This is a genomic window from Microbacterium sp. CGR2 (assembly GCF_003626735.1).
Lineage (GTDB): Bacteria > Actinomycetota > Actinomycetes > Actinomycetales > Microbacteriaceae > Microbacterium.
On record NZ_RBHX01000001.1, the window covers coordinates 3,063,953 to 3,082,710 of the forward strand.

Annotated in this window: 22 protein-coding genes; 13 read left to right on the plus strand and 9 right to left on the minus strand. The window is 67.2% G+C overall.

The window, feature by feature from the left end:
• Positions 1-141: 141 nt before the first annotated feature.
• Both D7252_RS15420 and D7252_RS15425 read right to left on the minus strand, forming a co-directional pair.
• Positions 142-645, minus strand: a complete 504-nt coding sequence (locus D7252_RS15420; protein ID WP_120776187.1) for a DUF3145 domain-containing protein — start codon at positions 643-645, stop codon at positions 142-144.
• 206 nt (positions 646-851) lie between these two features.
• Positions 852-1,625 (minus strand): hypothetical protein, encoded by a 774-nt coding sequence (locus tag D7252_RS15425; protein WP_120776188.1) that lies wholly within the window; start codon positions 1,623-1,625, stop codon positions 852-854.
• A gap of 176 nt (positions 1,626-1,801) precedes the next feature.
• On the opposite strand from D7252_RS15425, the gene D7252_RS15430 reads away from it, so the two are divergent.
• Genes D7252_RS15430 through D7252_RS15440 form a run of 3 tightly spaced genes read left to right on the plus strand, consistent with a single transcriptional unit; the run spans position 1,802 to position 5,393 of the window.
• Positions 1,802-3,805, plus strand: coding sequence for a DUF262 domain-containing protein (locus D7252_RS15430; protein WP_120776189.1), 2,004 nt, complete (start codon positions 1,802-1,804; stop codon positions 3,803-3,805).
• Positions 3,805-5,055 (plus strand): alpha/beta fold hydrolase, encoded by a 1,251-nt coding sequence (locus tag D7252_RS15435; RefSeq protein WP_120776190.1) that lies wholly within the window; start codon positions 3,805-3,807, stop codon positions 5,053-5,055. Before D7252_RS15430 ends, D7252_RS15435 begins: the two co-directional genes overlap by 1 nt.
• Before the next feature lie 53 nt (positions 5,056-5,108).
• The gene (locus D7252_RS15440; RefSeq protein ID WP_120776191.1) at positions 5,109-5,393 is read left to right on the plus strand and encodes a hypothetical protein; all 285 of its coding nucleotides are present in this window, start codon (positions 5,109-5,111) and stop codon (positions 5,391-5,393) included.
• Between the two features lie 64 nt (positions 5,394-5,457).
• Here the strand turns inward: D7252_RS15440 and D7252_RS15445 are convergent, their stop codons facing one another.
• From D7252_RS15445 to glgA, 3 genes are all read right to left on the minus strand, one after another.
• Entirely contained in the window at positions 5,458-5,712 is a 255-nt protein-coding gene (locus tag D7252_RS15445; protein ID WP_120776192.1) for a type B 50S ribosomal protein L31, read from the minus strand.
• Positions 5,713-5,854: 142 nt separating this feature from the next.
• Positions 5,855-6,640 (minus strand): ABC transporter ATP-binding protein, encoded by a 786-nt coding sequence (locus D7252_RS15450; RefSeq protein WP_120776193.1) that lies wholly within the window; start codon positions 6,638-6,640, stop codon positions 5,855-5,857.
• 17 nt (positions 6,641-6,657) lie between these two features.
• A complete protein-coding gene (gene glgA, locus D7252_RS15455) occupies positions 6,658-7,842 on the minus strand; it encodes a glycogen synthase (RefSeq protein ID WP_120776194.1) in 1,185 nt (394 codons plus the stop codon).
• Between the two features lie 69 nt (positions 7,843-7,911).
• On the opposite strand from glgA, the gene D7252_RS15460 reads away from it, so the two are divergent.
• The 3 genes from D7252_RS15460 to D7252_RS15470 are packed head-to-tail and all read left to right on the plus strand — an operon-like array spanning position 7,912 to position 10,569.
• Entirely contained in the window at positions 7,912-9,153 is a 1,242-nt protein-coding gene (locus D7252_RS15460; protein WP_120776195.1) for a glucose-1-phosphate adenylyltransferase, read from the plus strand.
• A gap of 42 nt (positions 9,154-9,195) precedes the next feature.
• The gene (gene serB / locus D7252_RS15465) at positions 9,196-9,831 is read left to right on the plus strand and encodes a phosphoserine phosphatase SerB (protein WP_120776196.1); all 636 of its coding nucleotides are present in this window, start codon (positions 9,196-9,198) and stop codon (positions 9,829-9,831) included.
• 42 nt (positions 9,832-9,873) lie between these two features.
• On the plus strand, positions 9,874-10,569 hold the full coding sequence (locus D7252_RS15470) for an alpha/beta fold hydrolase (protein WP_120776197.1): 696 nt from the start codon (positions 9,874-9,876) through the stop codon (positions 10,567-10,569).
• Positions 10,570-10,593: 24 nt separating this feature from the next.
• On the opposite strand, the gene D7252_RS15475 is transcribed toward D7252_RS15470, so the two are convergent.
• Positions 10,594-11,304, minus strand: a complete 711-nt coding sequence (locus D7252_RS15475) for a beta-ketoacyl-ACP reductase (RefSeq protein WP_120776198.1) — start codon at positions 11,302-11,304, stop codon at positions 10,594-10,596.
• Positions 11,305-11,443: 139 nt separating this feature from the next.
• Here D7252_RS15475 and D7252_RS20245 point away from each other — a divergent pair, with 139 nt between their 5' ends.
• The 4 genes from D7252_RS20245 (at position 11,444) to D7252_RS15495 (ending at position 13,301) form a co-directional block, all read left to right on the plus strand.
• Positions 11,444-11,866, plus strand: a complete 423-nt coding sequence (locus D7252_RS20245; RefSeq protein ID WP_259461113.1) for a DUF4190 domain-containing protein — start codon at positions 11,444-11,446, stop codon at positions 11,864-11,866.
• A 63-nt stretch (positions 11,867-11,929) separates the two neighbouring features.
• Positions 11,930-12,289 carry a DUF3099 domain-containing protein gene (locus D7252_RS15485; RefSeq protein WP_259461114.1) on the plus strand — a complete coding sequence of 120 codons (360 nt, stop codon included), beginning with the start codon at positions 11,930-11,932 and terminating at the stop codon, positions 12,287-12,289.
• Complete coding sequence (locus D7252_RS15490; protein ID WP_120776199.1) at positions 12,286-12,480, plus strand: hypothetical protein; 195 nt, start codon at positions 12,286-12,288, stop codon at positions 12,478-12,480. The genes D7252_RS15485 and D7252_RS15490 overlap by 4 nt, the downstream gene beginning before the upstream one ends.
• Positions 12,477-13,301, plus strand: coding sequence for an SURF1 family protein (locus D7252_RS15495; RefSeq protein ID WP_120776200.1), 825 nt, complete (start codon positions 12,477-12,479; stop codon positions 13,299-13,301). The genes D7252_RS15490 and D7252_RS15495 overlap by 4 nt, the downstream gene beginning before the upstream one ends.
• 34 nt (positions 13,302-13,335) lie before the next feature.
• Here the strand turns inward: D7252_RS15495 and D7252_RS15500 are convergent, their stop codons facing one another.
• The 3 genes from D7252_RS15500 to D7252_RS15510 are packed head-to-tail and all read right to left on the minus strand — an operon-like array spanning position 13,336 to position 16,009.
• On the minus strand, positions 13,336-13,764 hold the full coding sequence (locus tag D7252_RS15500; RefSeq protein WP_120776201.1) for a cupin domain-containing protein: 429 nt from the start codon (positions 13,762-13,764) through the stop codon (positions 13,336-13,338).
• Positions 13,761-14,375 carry a pyridoxamine 5'-phosphate oxidase family protein gene (locus D7252_RS15505; RefSeq protein WP_120776202.1) on the minus strand — a complete coding sequence of 205 codons (615 nt, stop codon included), beginning with the start codon at positions 14,373-14,375 and terminating at the stop codon, positions 13,761-13,763. The genes D7252_RS15500 and D7252_RS15505 overlap by 4 nt, the downstream gene beginning before the upstream one ends.
• Before the next feature lie 35 nt (positions 14,376-14,410).
• A complete protein-coding gene (locus tag D7252_RS15510) occupies positions 14,411-16,009 on the minus strand; it encodes an ABC-F family ATP-binding cassette domain-containing protein (RefSeq protein WP_120776203.1) in 1,599 nt (532 codons plus the stop codon).
• A gap of 162 nt (positions 16,010-16,171) precedes the next feature.
• Here D7252_RS15510 and D7252_RS15515 point away from each other — a divergent pair, with 162 nt between their 5' ends.
• Genes D7252_RS15515 through D7252_RS15525 form a run of 3 tightly spaced genes read left to right on the plus strand, consistent with a single transcriptional unit; the run spans position 16,172 to position 18,725 of the window.
• On the plus strand, positions 16,172-16,789 hold the full coding sequence (locus D7252_RS15515) for a DedA family protein (RefSeq protein ID WP_120776204.1): 618 nt from the start codon (positions 16,172-16,174) through the stop codon (positions 16,787-16,789).
• Between the two features lie 5 nt (positions 16,790-16,794).
• Positions 16,795-18,057: a sensor histidine kinase gene (locus D7252_RS15520; protein ID WP_120776205.1), complete on the plus strand. Its 1,263-nt coding sequence runs from the start codon at positions 16,795-16,797 to the stop codon at positions 18,055-18,057.
• A complete protein-coding gene (locus D7252_RS15525; RefSeq protein WP_120776206.1) occupies positions 18,054-18,725 on the plus strand; it encodes a response regulator transcription factor in 672 nt (223 codons plus the stop codon). The genes D7252_RS15520 and D7252_RS15525 overlap by 4 nt, the downstream gene beginning before the upstream one ends.
• Positions 18,726-18,758: the final 33 nt, after the last annotated feature.

An 18,758-nucleotide genomic window follows, 5' to 3' on the forward strand; every position in this document is an offset into this window, starting at 1 on the left:
CCCCCTCTTCCGCGACGAGAAACCCCGCCTCCGAACAGAGACGGGGTTCTCGTCAGGTGGAGCGAGGATACGTTTCTCAGCGCCCGGGACGTGTCACCGGTGTCCGATACTCGGCCTCCGCGCTCCAGGTCTCCGGGGCGGTCAGCCGACCTTGTGCAGCCAGACGACGCGTGCGTCGTCGCTGGCGTGGCGGAAGGACTCCAGCTCCTCGTCCCAGGCGGAGCCGAGGGCGATGTCCAGTTCGCGCTGCAACTCGACCGCACTCCCCGCGGCGATCTCCATCGCATAGCGGATGCGATCCTCGCCGATGACGATGTTGCCCGCAGCATCCGTCTGGGCATAGTGGATGCCGAGGTCGGGCGTGTGCAGCCAACGGCCACCGTCGCTCCGGGGCGTCGGGTCTTCCGTGACTTCGAAACGCAGGTGCTCCCACCCGCGGATCGCGGTCGCCAGGGCGGCGCCCGTGCCGACGGGACCGTCCCAATAGAACTCGGCGCGACGAGAACCCTCGAGGACCGGTTGCTCGGTCCAGTCGAAGTTCACCGCTCGCCCGATAGCGCGACCTACCGCCCATTCCAGGTGCGGGCAGAGCGCGCGAGGCGCAGAGTGGATGAACACCACTCCGCGTGCGTAAGCCGTCGCCATGATCTCTCCGTTTCATCAGGTGCGTCTTCCCCAACGACCTGAACCACGAGAGTGGCGTGAATATGCGGTTATGAGCCTATTCTCGCCCAGTTCCCGTGAAACCACAACCATGTAGTTCGCGCGACGAAGGCCCCGGTCTGCGCGACCGGGGCCCTCGGCTCTGCATGATGCTCGGCGACTCGGGAACCGAGTCGGCCGTGAGGGGCTTACGCCTCGCTCATCGCCTGCTTCACCTGCTGGCCCTTCGCGGCGTAGTACGCGGCACGAGCGGCATCCTTGCGAGCCTGCTCGGCGTAGCCGAACTCGAGCGTCTCCTGATCGACCTCGTAGTTGGGCACGTCGTCGGTGCCGTGATACTTCTCGATGTAGGCATCGAGCTCCGGGCCGGAGGTCCACGAGGTGATCAGGCAGTAGCGCGGCTCGTCGCCGTTGTGGGTGGCGGCGTGCCACAGACGCTGAGTGTCCACGATGAGCTGCGCGCCGGCCGGAAGCGCGATGCGGTACTCGATGCTCGGGTCGGTGCGGTTCTCGCGGAGGACGAAGTAGCTGTCCTTGTCGTCGGTGAGGTTGAAGAACCCGCGGACGACCCACCCGGTGCCGTCCGGGTTCAGACGGTTGTTGTCGTCCTGGTGCAGGTTGTACAGGCACTCGCCGTACGGCGTGGGCTGCAGCTCGATGACCCGGCATCGGCCGACGTTGGCACCCGGCTCCTGCGCGCGACGCGTCAGGTTCGGGGCCTTGGCCACCTGCGAGTCGATCCAGACGCCGTCCTTGTCGGTGCGCGGCGGCTTGTGATTCCAGAAGCCGTTGCACTCGATGTCACCGAAGGCACTGGCGAGCGGAGCGAACCGGGTGTCACCGGACGACTTCCAGTCGTTGTACTCGATGTCGAGCCACTCCTTGGGGTCGAGCTCCTGGTTGTAGCTGTCGAGGACGACGAATCCCTTTTCCTCGAGTGCAGCAGATTTGATGTATCCCATGATCTGAGTCAGATCCTTTCATCGGGGGCCAGCACGTTTTAACAGGCCCTGATAAGGCAAGCCTAACAGCGAGCACCGTCTGCCCTTCGGAGGTTGCGCGTGTATAAGCGAATAGACTGAATCGGGCGTCCGGCGGGTCCTCGGCGCCCGGCGCTACGGGAGGACGAGACACCAGCATGAGCACCGCGACCAACGTCGAGGCGACAGCAGTCAACACGATCGAGTGGCTCGCGGGCGGAACCGGCACCATCGTGGTGCCGGTGTACCAGCGCCAGTACCGCTGGGACATCGGCGGGTGTGAGCGGCTGCTGTCCGATGTCCGGGCCGTCGCTGCACACGACGACGCCCACCGACACTTCATCGGATCGATCCTGTCCGCCGAGGACGGCGTCGAATCCGTCGGAGACCTGATCCTCATCGACGGGCAGCAGCGCATCACCACTCTGATGCTGCTCGTCGCGGCTCTCCACCACGCCGTCCGCGATACCGACCCCGCCACGGCAGCAGAACTCGAGCGCGTCCTCGTCCGCTCAGACGGCACGCGCCGCACGACACTGCGCCCCCACGACGCTTGGGCCGAGCTCTACGAGTCCGTGGTGCTGGACCGACGCGACGACACCGACCGCGAGTCCCGGTTCGATGACAACTACGCCTTCTTCCGCAGTCAGATCCACGTCGACGAGGTCCCCACGATCTGGCGCGGGCTGCAGAAGCTCGAACACGTGTCGATCACACTCGGCGCCGAGGCGAACGCGCAGCAGATCTTCGAGAGCCTGAACTCCACCGGCGAACCGCTTCGGGATCACGAGCTCATCCACAACTACATCCTGATGGGGCTCACCCACACGGAGCAGCTCGATGTCGAAGCCCGCTTCTGGGTGCCGATCGAACAGCACACGGGCCAGGCCATCGGCGCGTTCTGGCGGCACTATCTCGTACTCATGACAGGTCGCGAGGTCGCATCGAACGGCGAGCACGGTGTCTACAGCGCGTTCCGGCAGCAGTTCCCCCGCGTGGACGTCGCCCATCTGCAGGCCGACGCGGAGACGTGGCGCCACTACGCCGAGATCTACGGCATCCTGCTCGATCCCGCACGGGAAGCCGACCCCGAGATCTCCCGCCAGCTGCGTTATGTGAACACCTTCGGCAGGTCCTCCTACCCGCTGGTGATGAGCGCGTACAGCGACCACTCGCGCGGGATCATCGACCGGGCGGAACTGATCGAGACGCTGGAATGGCTCCAGGCGCTCTACCTTCGGCGCACCCTGGTCAACCTGCCTCCCGAACGCCTCATCGCCCGGCTGTGCCGTGCGCGCTCCGCCGGACATGACGCCCTGGCGCGCGCGTTCGCGCGGATCACACCGTCCGACGAGCGCGTGAGCGCGGTCCTGAAGTACAGTGAACTCCCCCACGCCGCCTACGTCCTCGGAAGGCTCGAAGGCGTCGATGACACCGATGCCTTCGACGTCGAGCACATCGTGCCGACAGTGCCCGGCGATGCCTGGTCAGGCGACGGCGTGCGCGCGTGGAACGAGTACACGGAAGACGAACAGAACAGTCACCGTGCGCTCGCACCCACGCTCGGCAACCTCACCCTCCTCGAGCAGCCGTTGACGGAGCGCGTCTTCGGAGCTTCCTACCCGGTCAAGCGAGTCGACGCCTATGCGCGCAGCTCCGTGCCCGCCACGCGGGCACTCGCCGAGACCGACAGCTGGGGCACCGCAGCGATCACGCAGCGCACCGTCGCCCTCACCGCCGACCTCGTGCGCATCTGGGCGCGGCCGGCCCTGCCGGAGATCGACGATGACGGGTTGACGCCGATCCTGGACGCCGTGCGCCGTCGAGGGTGGCCGGCCGGCTGGGAGCGGGAGTTCGACTATGTCGAGTACCGCGGGGAGCGTTGGGAGGTCTACGACGTCAAGCACCTCTTCAATCGGGTGTTCCGCCGCGCCTGGACCGACACGAGAGATGCCGCCCTCACATACTGCGCAGAGCACGGAGGGCCGATCTATGACGCCAGGGCGTGGAAGGGGCAGTGGGACGAGCTCGACGAAAGCCACTTCCTCTACATGGGCTGGGACTCGAACTACATGATGTCTGCCGTGCAGGGCGTTCTGGAGGAATCCGGCATCGCGGCGGAGGTCTTCGTGAAGTACTCCTACATAGGAAACGTGATGTGATGGCTCCGACCCGAACCCGCCGACTGCTGGACCTGACCGTCGACGAGCACACGCTCACCGTTCCGCTCGTCTGGGACGACCCGGCCGACCCGCGTACGATCGACATCTTCTCGACGGTCGTCTCCCGCGAAGGCGGAGAGACGCTTCCGTTCCTCGTCTTCCTGCAGGGAGGTCCCGGCCACGAGGCACCGCGACCGTTCCATTCCTCGACGTCGCCGGCGTGGCTCGACGAAGCGCTCGCCCACTACCGCGTGGTGCTGCTCGACCAGCGCGGCACCGGACGATCGACCCCGGTGGGCGACGAGGAGCTCGCCCGTGGCGCCTCCGCGGTCGCAGAACATCTCACGCACCTGCGCGCCGACGCGATCGTCGGAGACTGTGAGGCTCTGCGGGAGCACCTGGGCGCACCGACGTGGAGCGTCTTCGGTCAGTCGTTCGGAGGCTTCACCACTCTCGCGTACCTGTCGACCCACTCCGCCGCGCTGGACGATGTCTTCATCACCGGAGGCCTCAGCGCCGTCGGGCGGCATCCTGACGATGTCTACGCGCTCTGCTACGACAAGATGCGCGCAGCATCCGAACGGTACTACCGACGTTTCCCCGAGCATCGTGACACGATGCGTCGGCTGGTCGACCTCGCTGACGCGGGCGACATCGTGCTTCCCGACGGCGAGATCCTCTCACCGTCGCGCCTGCGCTCGGTAGGCTCTGCCCTCGGCACGAACGACGGATGGCAGACGGTGTGGTCCCTGTTGGAGAAGGACCCCCGCTCGAATGCGTTCCGCTACGACCTCATGCACGCGATGCCCTACAGCGGACGCAATCCCCTGTATTTCGCCTTCCATGAGACGAGCTACGCGGACGGACACGCGACACGGTGGTCGGCTGAGCGCACGGAGCCCTCGGACTTCCGCGACGACCCCACCCTCTTCACGGGCGAGCACATCCGTCGCGAGTGGACGGAGACCGTCCCGGCGTTCCGGCCGTGGCGCGATGTCGTGCTGGAGCTGGCGGACGTCGAGTGGCCGCGCCTCTACGACGCCGACACGATCGCCGCATCCGGAGCATCCGGCGCGGCAGCCGTCTACGTGAACGATGTGTATGTGCCGATGGAGTTCTCCCTCGAGACTGCCCGACTCCTGCCGAACGTGCACCTCTGGGTCACCAGCGAGCACGAGCACAACGGGGTTCGTTCGGGTCCGGTCTTGACGCATCTGATCGACCTCGCTCGCGATCGACGTATCCGCTGAACCGCACCGCGGCATCGGATGCCTGCGGCTTCAGACCTGCCTATCCTGGTGTCATGAACGACGTGCTGGGCTGGACGACTCTCGCCATCGCGCTCGGCATGGGGCCCGTCCTGGTGGTCCTCGGCATGACCCGTACCTTCTCACGGAAGCCGATCGAGGAGAAGTACGAGAAGGTGTCGAACGGCGGGCTGGTCGGAGTCTTCGACAGCGTGTGGTCGCCGACGGCGCACGAGGCGAGTCAGGAACGCGATCGTCAGACCCAGCGGACTGCGCCGGCACCCGCCCCTCGCGACCCGTCCCGCCGGATCGACGGTGGCCGCATCGTCATCGACCTCTGAGCGCCGCCGCGATACGACGAAGGCCCCGTACTCCGAAGAGTACGGGGCCTTCGTGGCGGAAACCTTACTTGGAGCCGCCGAAGCCCTTGAAGCGCTGGTTGAACTTCTCGACGCGGCCGGCCGAGTCCATGATGCGCTGCTTGCCCGTGTAGAACGGGTGCGAAGCCGAGGAGATCTCGACGTCGATGACGGGGTACTCCACGCCATCGAGTTCGATCTTCTTGTCGCTCGACACGGTCGAGCGGGTGAGGAACGTCTCGCCCGAGCCGAGGTCGCGGAACACGACGGCCTGGTAGTCGGGGTGAATGTCAGTCTTCATAGCGGAATCCTTGGCTTGCGGGGGTGCGTACAGAGAAAGAAGTCAGAGGGTGCAGATGCACCAAGGGTCAAGTCTAGCAGTCCTCGGGCGGGCTCAGGAACCTTAAGGCCGGATGCTCCGGCGAACGGCCGCGGGCATCACGTCAGAATGCCGCACGCGCGGCGTATCGACCGTCTTCGTTGCTGAGCGTGATCGGCATGCCGAACGCCTCGCCCAGGGCTTCGGCCGTGATATTCTCGGCGATCGGGCCCGCAGCGACGACCTGGCCGTCGCGAAGCAGCATCACGTGCGTGAAGCCCACCGGGATCTCCTCGACGTGGTGCGTCACCATGAGCATCGCCGGCGTGGTCGGAGACGACGCGTAGCCGCTGAGCAGGGCGAGCAGCTCTTCACGCGAACCGAGGTCGAGTGAAGCGGTCGGCTCGTCGAGCAGAAGCAGCTCGGGGTCCGTCATGACGGCCCGGGCGATCTGCACGCGCTTCTGCTCACCGTCGCTCAGCGTGCCGAACGTGCGTTCTGCGAGGTGGGCGAGACGCCAGTTGTCGAGGACCCGCAGTGCCCGACGCTCGTCGATCTCCTCGTAGCTCTCATTCCAGCGGCCGAGGACGGAGTACGCGGCCGTCAGCACCGTGTTCAGCACCGTCTCGTCGCGAGGCACGCTCTTCGCCATGGCAGACGATGCGAACCCGATGCGGGGCCGCAGTTCGAACACGTCTGTCCGCCCCAGCGTCTCGCCCAGCACGGTCACCGTGCCGGACGTGGGGTGCATCAGTGTGTCCGCCAACTGGAGCAGCGTCGTCTTACCGGCGCCGTTCGGGCCGAGGATCACCCATCGCTGGTCGTCTTCGACCTTCCAACTCACGTGATCGATGATGTTGCGCCCTTCACGGCGCACGACGACGTCAGTGAATTCCAGGGCGCTCGACATGTCTCAAGCCTAACGGCTCAGCGGGCGAGCTCCGCGTAGAGCGCGCGGGTGGTGTCGGCGATCGCGCCCCAGCTGAAGTCGGCCCTGGCGCGCTCGCGCCCAGCCTCGCCGTACTCGCGGGCGCGCTCCGGATCCGTCGCGACCTCGGTGAGCACGGCGGCCAGGTCCGCGACGTACCGTTCGGGGTCCACGGGTGTTCCGGTTCCGTCCTGAAGCTGCTCGATCGGGACGAGACGGCCGGTGACACCGTCGGCCACGACCTCGGGGATGCCGCCGGTCGCGGTGCCGACGACCGCAGCGCCGCAGGCCATCGCCTCGAGGTTGACGATCCCGAGCGGCTCGTACACCGACGGGCATACGAACGTCGTCGCCGCGGTGAGGATCGCGGACAACTCCTCTCGCGGCAGCATCCGCTCGATCCAGATCACTCCCGCACGGCTCTGCTGCAGCTGACGCACGCCTTCCTGGACCTCCGCCATGATCTCCGGGGTGTCCGGGGCGCCGGCGCAGAGGATGAGTTGGACGTCGGCGGGGAGCAGCCGAGCGGCTTGCAGCAGGTACGGCAGTCCCTTCTGCCGGGTGATGCGACCGACGAAGACGACCGAGGGACGCGACGGGTCCATGCCGATCGACTCGAGGAACGCGGCATCCTGCACCGGCCGCCATCGCTCGACATCGATGCCGTTGTGGATCACTCGCACCTTGGCGGGGTCCACCTGGGGGTAGCTGCGCAGGATGTCGGCCCGCATCCCGGCGCTGACCGCGATGACCGCCGCGGCGTTCTCGTAGGCGAGCTTCTCGATGCCGCTCGAGACCGCGTACCCTCCGCCGAGCTGTTCCGCCTTCCACGGACGCAGCGGCTCCAAGCTGTGTGCCGTCAGCACGTGCGGGATGCCGTGCAACTGCGACGCGAGGTGGCCGGCGAAGTTTGTGTACCAGGTGTGAGTATGCACGATATCCGCGTCACCGATAGCCGAGACGATCTCGAGATCGGTGCCGAGAGTCTGCAGCGCGGCGTTGGCCTTCGCAAGCTCCGACGGAGCGCGGTAGGAGAAGGTGCCCTCCTCCTCGCGAGGGGCGCCGAATGCGCGGACACGCACCTCGATGTTCTGCCGGAGTGCGGCGACGAGCTCAGCCACGTGCACGCCCGCTCCGCCATATATCTCGGGCGGATACTCCTTGGTGATCATCTCGACTCGCATTCTTAGACGCTAGTGACTCAGTTGTCCAGACGCTAGTTCCGTGAGGCGGATGGCATCTAGGGTGGAGCCATGTCCGCACCAAAGAAGGTCCTCGGGATCATCCTCGCCGGAGGCGAGGGCAAGCGACTCATGCCCCTCACAGCGGACCGCGCAAAGCCCGCTGTCCCGTTCGGCGGGCAATATCGACTGATCGACTTCGCCATCTCGAACCTGATCAACTCCGGGCTGCGCCAGATCGTCGTCCTGACGCAGTACAAGTCGCACAGCCTCGACCGACACATCTCCCAGACGTGGCGCATGTCGGCGTTGCTGGACTCGTACGTGGCCTCGGTCCCGGCACAGCAGCGGCTGGGTAAGCGCTGGTTCTCCGGCTCGGCCGACGCCATTCTGCAGAGCCTCAATCTGATCAACGACGAGAAGCCGGACATCGTCGTGGTCGTCGGTGCGGACCACGTCTATCGGATGGACTTCCGACAGATGCTCGATGCCCACATCGAGTCGGGCGCGCGGGCCACCGTCGCCGGCATCCGTCAGCCCCTGTCCATGGCCTCGCAGTTCGGCGTGATCGACGCCGACTCCCAGAGCGGTCTCATCAAGCAGTTCCTCGAGAAGCCCACCGACATCGCGGGACTCGACGACTCCCCCCACGAGGTGCTGGCCTCCATGGGCAACTACATCTTCGATGCCGACGCACTGATCGCCGCCGTCGAGGCGGACGGGGAGTCCCCCACGTCCGGGCACGACATGGGTGGCGACATCGTCCCCTACTTCGTCGACCGCGGTGAGGCCGGCTACTACGACATGAAGCAGAACGACGTGCCGGGCTCGTCGCCGCGCGACCGGTCGTACTGGCGTGACGTGGGAACCATCGACTCCTTCTTCGATGCCCACATGGACCTCATCTCGACGCTGCCGATCTTCAACCTCTACAACATGGAGTGGCCGATCCATTCGCAGGCGGTCAACTCGCCGCCCGCGAAGTTCGTCCGCGACTCCGTCGGGCGCATCGGCAATGCCATCGACTCGATCGTCTCCCTCGGATCCGTCCTTTCGGGCGCGCATCTGGAACGCAGCGTGGTCGGACCGTGGACGCTCGCCGGTGGTGGATCGACGATCACCGACTCGGTCGTCTTCGAGAACGTTCGCGCCGGCCAGGGCTCCCGCGTCCACCGGGCGATCCTGGACAAGAACGTCGTCCTCGCCGATGGGGCGACCGTCGGCGTCGACCGGGAACGCGACCTGGCTCGGGGTTTCACGGTGACCGACTCCGGGATCACGGTCGTCGGCAAGGGCGTCTTCATCGATCGCTGACGCACGGTCGGGCAGTTCGCCGACCCTCGCTAGGCTCGATGCGTGACTTCCGCGCGCTTCCTCGTCGTCCTCGATGCCGATTCCACGCTCATCCGCAATGAGGTGATCGAACTGCTCGCCGACGAGGCCGGTCGGCGTGACGAGGTGCAGGCTGCGACGGAGGCCGCGATGCGCGGCGAGATCGACTTCGCCGCGAGCCTGCGTTCACGGGTGGCAGCGCTTCAGGGCGTACCCGTCACAGCGTTCCAGCGCGTCCGTGCCCGCATCGAGCCCACCCCGGGGGTGCAGGAGCTCACTGCGGCGGTGCACAGTCGCGGCGGCGTCGTCGGGGTCGTATCCGGCGGGTTCCACGAGATCCTCGACAGCGTGGCACCGGAACTCGGGGTCGACCGATGGCGGGCGAACCGACTCGAGGTGGCCGATGGAGTGCTCACCGGCCGGGTCGACGGTGAGATCGTGGATGCTGCGGCCAAAGCCGCGTCTCTCCAGGAGTGGGCCCTCGAACTCAGCGTGGCACCGCATGCCACGATTGCGATCGGTGATGGGGCGAACGACCTTCAGATGATGACCGTGGCGGGCCTCGGCCTCGCGTTCAACGCGAAGCCGGCAGTGCGCGACGCCGCGAGCCTGGTCATCGGGCCGCAGAACCTCGCCGAGGTCATCGCGCTGCTGCCCTGAACTCTCCTCCCGAATGTCCGACGTGGGCACTACGTTCGGGTCATGGACATCATCCTCATCCCCGGTCTCTGGCTCGACGCTGCCAGCTGGCGCGACGTGATCCCCGTTCTGGAGCGGGACGGGCATCGTGCGCACCCGCTCACCATGCTCGGGGTGGGCGCCCCGGCGTCCGACTCCGCCGACATCGGGATCGCCGACTGGATCGACGCCGCCGTCGCAGCGGTCGATGCGGTCTCCGACGAGGTCGTGGTGGTCGGACACAGCGGGGGCGGCAATGTGGCATGGGGCGTCGTCGATGCGCGACCGGACCGCGTGCGCCGAGTGATCTTCGTCGACACCGTCCCTCCGCCGACCGGTCACGGGATCAGCGAGTTCGAGGTGGTGGAGGGCGTCGTCCCCTTCCCGGGCTGGGACTTCTTCCCCGAGGAAGACGTGAGCGACCTCGACGAGTCCACCCGAGCGCGGACCGCGCCCCTGACCCAGAGCGTCCCTGCTCGGGTGCCGACCGACTCGATCGTCCTGAACGATGCCGAGCGGTACGCGGTGCCGGCGACGCTCCTGATGGGTGGCCTCGATCAGCCGACGTTCGTGGGCATGATCGACCAGTGGGGGCCCTACGCCGAAGAGTTCCGCTCGATCGCCGACACGGAGGTCGTGAAGATCGGCTCCGGCCATTGGCCGCAGTTCTCGGTGCCCGAGAAGCTCGGTGAACTGATCAACGCGGCGATCGCCCGCTGACCTGCTGCGTTCGGTGGGGCGTGCTCAGTGCCCCATGCCGAGTCCGCCATCGACGGGGATGACCGCGCCGGAGATGTAGCCCGCGTCATCGCCGGCGAGCCAGGTGACGACACCGGCGACCTCATCCGGAGTCGCGAACCGCCCCGCAGGAATGCTCGACCTGTACTGCTTCTGCGTCTCCTCCGGGAGCTCCGCCGTCATGTCGGTCTCGATGAAACCGGGCGCCACGACATTCGCTGTGATCCCGCGGCCGCCGAGCTCGCGCGTGAGTGAACGGGCGAAGCCGACGAGAGCGCTCTTGGACGCCGAGTAGTTGACCTGGCCGGCCGACCCATAGAGCCCGACCACACTGGAGATGAGGATGACGCGGCCGAAGCGGGCACGAAGCATGCCCTTGGACGCACGCTTCACCACGCGGAAGGTGCCGCCGAGGTTCGTCGCGACAACACTGTCGAAGTCGTCCTCGGTCATCCGCAGGAGCAGGGTGTCCTTGGTGATCCCGGCGTTGGCGACGACGATCTCCACCGGCCCCAGCTGCTGCTCCACCTCGGTGAACGCCGCGTCGAGAGCGGCAGCATCCGTCACGTCCGCTCGCACCGTGAGCGTGCCCTCAGGTCCCTCACCGGTGCGCGCGGTGACGGCGACTCGGTAGCCATCGCGGACGAATCGTTCCGCGATCGCACGGCCGATGCCGCGGTTTCCTCCGGTGACGAGGACGACGCGCTGAGAACTCATGGGTATCACTCCTGATCTGGGCCGCTGGTCCGGGCTTCCGGGCCGCCTCGATCCTACCGAGGATGTGTCGCTCACCCCGGGGCGGCGATTGACAGCACCCGCTCGCACTGCGACCCTGAACGAGACGAAAGGCTTCTGCGTGAGCGACCACGACTTCCCCTCTGCGGCGCGACAGCAGCCGCTCACCCCACCGGCTCCTCCGAACTACCCGGGTCAGCAGTACTCCGCTGCCCCTCAGCCGTACATGACACCGGGCTACCCGATGCCCGCGCCTCGCCCGGCCAGCGGTCTCGCGATCACCTCGCTCGTCTGCGGCATAGCCGGTCTGGTGCTGTTCTGGGCACTGATCCCGATGCTGGCGTCGATCGTGGCGGTCGTCACCGGGCACATGGCTCTCGGGCAGACCAAGCGCGATCCCTCGATCGGAGGGCGCGGAATGGCGTTCGCCGGTCTCATCCTCGGCTACGTGGTCGTCGGCATCCTGCTGTTCACGATCGCCACGACGATCATCAGCATCGTTCTTGTGGGCGCCTTCACTCTTCCCTTCGTCTTCGCCGGCTGACCACCGCCTTTCGACGCTCCCGGGGACGCCGGCGACGCCGCACCGGCGTAGGCTGGATGGATCGTGAAGAACGCACGTCGAGTCCCGGCTGTCACCTCGCTGCCGCAGTCCCCGCGGGTCGAGGCGGACCATCGTGTGCGCCGATACGCCCTCACGATGACGATTCGCATCGTGTGCTTCGCACTGATGGTGCTCGTGCAGCCGTATGGCTGGTACACCTGGGTCTTCGGGATCGCGGCGGCGGTCCTTCCGTACATCGCCGTCGTGTTCGCGAACGCGGGCAGCGACAGCACCGAGACGACCGCGGAATCTCCGCTCCAGGAGCTTGAGGCGCCCCTCGCCGCACCGCCCGTCCCCGATGCCACGGAAGAGTCCGACTCTCAGGTGATCATCATCCAGGAAGGCGACCGGGATCAATCGTGAGCGACATCGAATGCTCGCGCGCCGGCTGCCGGAGCGCGGCGACCCGCCACGTGGTGTGGCGCAATCCCCGCATCCACGCGGCTGACCGCGAGAAGATCTGGCTGGCCTGCGAGGAGCACGTCGGCTTCCTGCGGGACTATCTGGCCGCGCGCGACTTCCCTGTCGTCGTGCGCGACGGGATCCCCGCATGAGCCGGCGGATGACGCGGTGGTCCGTCTACATCCTCATCGCCATCGGTTTCGCGGTGGGCTGTGCTTTCCTGTCGCACTGGCAGTTCGAGCGGAACGAGTCGAGGTCCGAGCAGATCGCGCTCGTGGAGCAGAACTACGATGCCGATCCTGTCCCCCTGTCCGAGCTGATCGGCGCCGATGGCGCTCTTGATCCGGACGACCAATGGCACCCGGTCATCCTGAAGGGCGAATACCTGGCCGACCAGCAACTGCTGGCCCGGAACCGTCCGCACGGCGGCACGAGCGCTTTTGAAGTGCTGGTACCGTTCCGCGATGCCGACGGACGCGTCTTCATCGTCGACCGCGGCTGGGTCTACCCGGGCGAAGGCGACGCGCCGGATACCGTGCCGGCACCTCCGGCCGGCGAGGTCGAGGTCACGGTCAGGCTGCGCCCCGGCGAGCCGCTCCCGGCGTCCGGTCGCGGCGCACCCGAAGGTCAGGTCCCGACGATCAACCTGCCCACAATAGACGGGCTCGTCGACGGAGACGTCATCACGAGCGCCTATGGTCAGCTGGTCAGCGAAGAGCCGACGGCTGAGACGGCATTGGGCGGGTTCGGGTCACCCACGGACGACCCAGGGCCCCATCTCTCGTACGCGATTCAATGGATCCTGTTCGCGCTGATGGGCTTCATCTTCATCGGATACATCATCCGCACGGAGATCGTGAAGCATCGCGAAGATCTCGAGGGCGCGCCCGCCGAGCCGAAACGCCTACGTCGACGCGACAAGGATGCCGACGTCGAGGACGAGCTGCTCGACGCAGGCGTCGAGGCGCGCTGAGCCCGCAAGCTCGCTGCTCCGCGGACGACCGATGTCACCAGGGCATCGACCGTTGCGGGTCGCGGGTGCCATCGTTCGGCAGGTGGGGCAACGTCTCGCCGCCGGCGCGGATGCAGAGCCACCGAAGTTCCTCGGAGCCCTCCGGTCGCGCGCGCCACGTGCGCCACACACCCTGACCGACACGCACGACCGTTCCCGGGCCGACATCGACCACGTCGTCGTCCAGGCCCATCTGCCCGTACCCGCCGAGGAACACATAGAGCTCCTCCACGCGGGAGTGCGTGTGCCAGTACCCGGCTTCCTCCCCCGGAACCAAGGCGTTCGCGGTGACACCGATGTACTGCATCGTCAGCTCGTGGTCGACGACTCGTCGGCCGTCACGAGCACGTGCTTCGTCGAATCCGCCGTGGTGCGACCGCCACGCGTCCGGGGCCCCGATCTCGAGGACCTGATAGTCACTCATCCGCGTTCCCTCTCTCCCGGTGTTGCCGACGCTCCGCCGGCGATGGTGCGCTTCCAGCGCCCCCCGTCCGGCTCGTACACGATCCGGGTGTGGCGCCGATCTGATGCCCCCTGCCAGAACTCCACGCGGGAAGGGACGATCCTCCACAACGCCCAATCTCCCGGCGCGACGTCGCTGCGCGCAGCGGCAGACCGGGCGGCGAGGTCTGCGGCGGTCTCGCCAGGCGACGCTTCTCGGACGACCCCGCGGACCCGCACCGCGCGCACGAGAGGCTGCCACCAGAAGTTCAGCGCGGCGGCCGGGCGGTCTGCCAACTGCAGCCCCTTGCGAGAAGACCGCGGGCCGGCGAACGACCAACCGAGATCGTCGACACCTTTGAGGATCAGCGTTCGCGCATCCGGAATGCCATCGACATCGACCGTCGCAAGAGTTGCGGCATGCGGCTCCGGAACGGCGGCGTCTATCGCGACGTCGAGCCAGAAGAGGAAGAGAGTGCCCGGCTCGTCGGGAAGACGTGCGAAGTCGATCTCCGGGGCCGCGCCACTCAGCGCAGGAAGCGTGCGGAGCCGACTCGTGTCGGCATCCTCGGAACCACTGCGACTCGTGTCCACTCCTCCGACTATGCCATGGCGAGGACGCGGATCGACTATGCGAGTTCGATGAGGTCCTGGTAGTCCTGGCTCCAGATGTCCTCGACGCCGTCCGGGAGAATCAGCACGCGCTCCGGGTTGAGCGACTGCACCGCTCCCGGGTCGTGCGAGACGAGCACGACGGCGCCCTCGTAATGCGCGAGAGCTCCGAGGATCTCCTCTCGGGATGCCGGGTCGAGGTTGTTCGTCGGCTCGTCGAGCAGCAGCAGGTTCGCGGAGGAGACGACGAGCGTCGCCAGCGACAGACGCGTCTTCTCACCACCCGAGAGCACTCCGGCAGGCTTGAGCACGTCGTCGCCGGTGAACAGGAACGAACCGAGGACCTTTCGCGCTTCCGTCTCGGTGATGTGCGGCGCTGCGGAGACCATGTTCTGCAGCACCGAACGGTTCACGTCGAGGTTCTCGTGCTCTTGCGCGTAATAGCCGACCTTCAGGCCGTGCCCTGGTTCGAGTTGACCGGTGTCAGGCTTGTCCACGCCCGCGAGCATGCGCAGCAGCGTCGTCTTGCCGGCGCCGTTCAGCCCGAGCACGACGACCTTGGATCCGCGGTCGATCGCGAGATCGACATCGGTGAAGATCTCCAGCGATCCGTAGGACTTCGACAGCCCTGAAGCCATCATCGGAGTCTTGCCGCAGGGAGCGGGCTTGGGGAACCGCAGCTTCGCGACCCGCTCTTCCTGGCGCACATCGTCGAGGCCGGCGAGCATCTTCTCGGCTCGAGCCACCATCTGGTGCGCGGCCGCCGCCTTGGAGGCCTTCGCGCCGAAGCGCGCCGCCTGCAGCTGCAGGGTCGTCGCCTTCTTCTCGACGTTGGCACGCTCTTTCTTGCGTCGTTCCTCGTCAGCCACCCGCTGGCGCAGATAGTTCTTCCAGTTCATGTTGTACGTGTCGATCACCTGACGGTTCGCGTCGAGGTAGAACACGCGGTTCACCGTCTCGCCGACGAGTTCCACGTCGTGACTGATGACGATCAGTCCGCCCTTGTACCCCTTGAGGAATTCGCGTAGCCACACGACGCTGTCGGCGTCGAGGTGGTTTGTCGGCTCGTCGAGGATCATCGTCTGCGCATCGGAGAACAGGATTCGGGCGAGTTCGATACGACGGCGCTGACCGCCCGACAGCGTCGAGAGGGGCTGGTCGAGGATGCGATCGGGCAGAGACAGGTTGTGAGCGATGGACGCGGCCTGCGCTTCGGCGGCGTAACCGCCCTGTGCTTCGAACTGCTCGGTCAGAGCGGCGTAGCGCTTCATCGCCTTCGCCGCGACGTCGGGGTCGTCGGAGCCCATCGCGATGCCCGCCTCGGTCATCCCGAGATTGAGCTGGCCGAGCCCTCGCGCGTCGAGGATGCGCGTCCGGGCCAGGTCTTCCGGGTTGCCGGTGCGGGGGTCCTGCGGCAGGTAGCCGAGCTCCCCCGAGCGCGTCACGTTCCCGTCGGAGGGCAGGAGGTCGCCGGCGAGCACCTTGGTGAGCGTGGTCTTGCCGGCACCATTGCGCCCGACGAGCCCGATCTTGTCTCCGTCGGCGACGCGGAACGAGACGTCCTGCATGAGGATGCGCGCGCCCACGCGGATTTCGAGGTCGTGCACGGCAAGCACAGCGGATTTCCGTTCGTTCAAGGGGAGGGTAGGCCGAGCGGCCAGCCTCCCAGTATAAGCGGCGTCGCCGAGAGCATCGCCCAGCAAGATCAACCCGGAGGGTGAGAGGCGCGATACTCCGGAGGGATGCCGAGCCGTACCCCTGATCCGTAGCGTGCAGGAGTGGACATCCTCAACGAGCTCATCATGCAGGCCATCGCCTCGCCCTGGCTGTACGCGGTGCTGTTCACCGTCACCGTCATCGACGGCTTCTTCCCGCCCATCCCGAGCGAGACTGTGCTCGTCGCCGCCGCGGCCGTGGCCGCCTCCACCGGCGAGGGCAACCTTGTGCTGCTCGCCGCCGTCGCCGCGGTCGGCGCGGTGATCGGAGACAACCTCGCCTTCATGATCGGTCGCCGGTTGGGTACGACGCGGTTCGCCTGGATGCGCCGGCCACGAGTCGCCGCCACCTTCGCCTACGCTCAGCAGGCGCTCGATCAGCGCAGCGCCACCCTCATCCTCGGTGCGCGCTACATCCCGGTCGGACGAGTCGCCGTCAACATGTCGGCCGGCGCCCTGCGCTTCCCCTGGCGACGCTTCCTCCCGCTCAGCATCATCGCCGGTAGCAGCTGGAGCATCTTCAGCCTCGCGGTCGGGCTTCTGGCGGGAGCCTGGATCAAGGACCAACCGTTGCTCAGCGCAGGCCTCGGCATCGCCGTCGCGCTGGTCATCGGAGTCGTGATCGACCGGATCGCGGCCGTGCGTCGTCGACGCACAGCCGTCCCCCAACTGGCAGGATGACAGTCATGGCACGACGCCGAGAGCGCACCGCGCGACGTCCGCGGATCAGCCGTCGCACCTCCGCCCTCACGGCGCTGGTGACGGCGCTGTCCGTGCTGTACGCCATCCTCGTGCCGATCCAGGCGGCGCTGTCCGGCACACACCTCGCGCTGGCTTTCCTCCTCGGGGCCGGTCTGTGCGCCGCGCCGTTCATCGCGATCGCTCGACCGCGCAGAGCGGTGCTGCTCTTCACCGTCTCGGCGCTCCTCCTGCCCCTGACGGTCGTCACCGACCTCGCAACCGAGTCTCCCTGGCCGTGGTCGGTTCCCGCGTTGCTGGTGTTCCTCCTCCTCGTCGGTGTGGTCGCCTTCCTGCACGGCGCCAAGCTCGGTGCTGCGTCCCTCGCGCTCGGCGTCGCCGCGTCGCTCGCCGCACCGCTCATCCGCCCGGACATGGTCGCCAGAGCGGATTCCGCGAGCAGCGCCACCGCGAATCTGATCGTGACCGCCAGCGTCGGCGCAGCGGTGTTCCTGATCGCTCTTCTCCTCGCGGGGAGGATGCGCGTCGCCGAGGAGCTGACCCGCGAGAAAGAACACAGCGCGCTGGAGGAATCACGTCGCGCCCTCGTCGAGGAGCGCACGCGCATCGCCCGTGAACTCCACGACGTCGTCGCCCACACCATGTCGGTGATCCAGGTGCAGTCGTCCACCGCGCGCTACCGTCTTCCGGGCCTGGACACCGCCGTTGCTGCGGAGTTCGACGACATCGCCGCCACCGCCCGGACGTCGCTCGCGGAGATGCGGCGGATGCTGGGCGTTCTCCGCACCGAGGATCAGTCCGCCGAGCTCACCCCCCAGCAAGGCATCGACGACGTCCCGGCCCTCGTCGACAGCATCCGTCGCGCCGGCGTGGATGTGGGACTCTCCGTCGAGGGAGCGGCTGCGGCGACGCACGCGTCGCCCGCCGTGCAGATCGCCAGCTTCCGCATCATTCAGGAGGCGTTGAGCAACGCGGTTCGGCACGCGCCCGGCACGGGGATCACCGTCCGGCTGCAGGCGGATGCCGCGATGATCCGTCTTCGCGTGCACAACGGCTCGCCATCGCAGGTCCCGGAGCCCAGCGGCACGGGCTACGGCCTCCGCGGCATGCGCGAGCGCGCAGAGCTCCTGGGCGGCACCTTCACCGCCGGTCCCGACAGCGATGGCGGGTGGATGGTGACAGCCGCACTTCCGTTCTCCACCGATGACGCGATTCCTCGCGGCACTTCGACCGACAAGGAGACACCGTGACGATCAACGTGCTCATCGCCGACGATCAGGCCATGGTCCGCGCCGGCTTCGCCGCACTGCTCGACGCTCATGACGGCATCCGAGTGGCAGGACAGGCCGCCAACGGCGCCGAGGCGGTCGCACTGGCAGCGCGCCTCGACCCCGACGTGATCCTCATGGACGTGCGGATGCCCGAGCTGGACGGAATCGAGGCGACCCGCCGAATCCTCGGCCCCTCCTATCCGGCCGCTCATGTCCCCCGCATCCTGATGCTCACCACGTTCGACATCGACGACTACGTCTACGATGCGCTCGAGGCGGGCGCCAGCGGATTCCTGCTCAAGGATGCCCTCCCGGAAGAGCTCGTTCATGCGGTTCGCGTGGTCGCAGGCGGTGACGCCCTCCTCGCGCCGAGCGTCACTCGCCGCATGATCGAGCAGTTCGCCGGGCGACGGCCACGAGCGCATCGATCGTCGACCGTCCTCGCCGACCTCACCGAACGCGAGCGCGAAGTGCTCGTCCTCATCGGCGCCGGCCGCTCGAACACGGAGATCGCGGCGCAGCTGTTCATCGCCGAGCAGACGGTGAAGACCCACGTCGGCAAGGTGCTCGCGAAACTCCAACTCCGCGACCGCGTGCACGCCGTGATCCTCGCGTACGACACCGGGCTCGTCGAACCTTCGACCTGACTCACCCTCGGGTAGGGGCCGAGACGACACCGC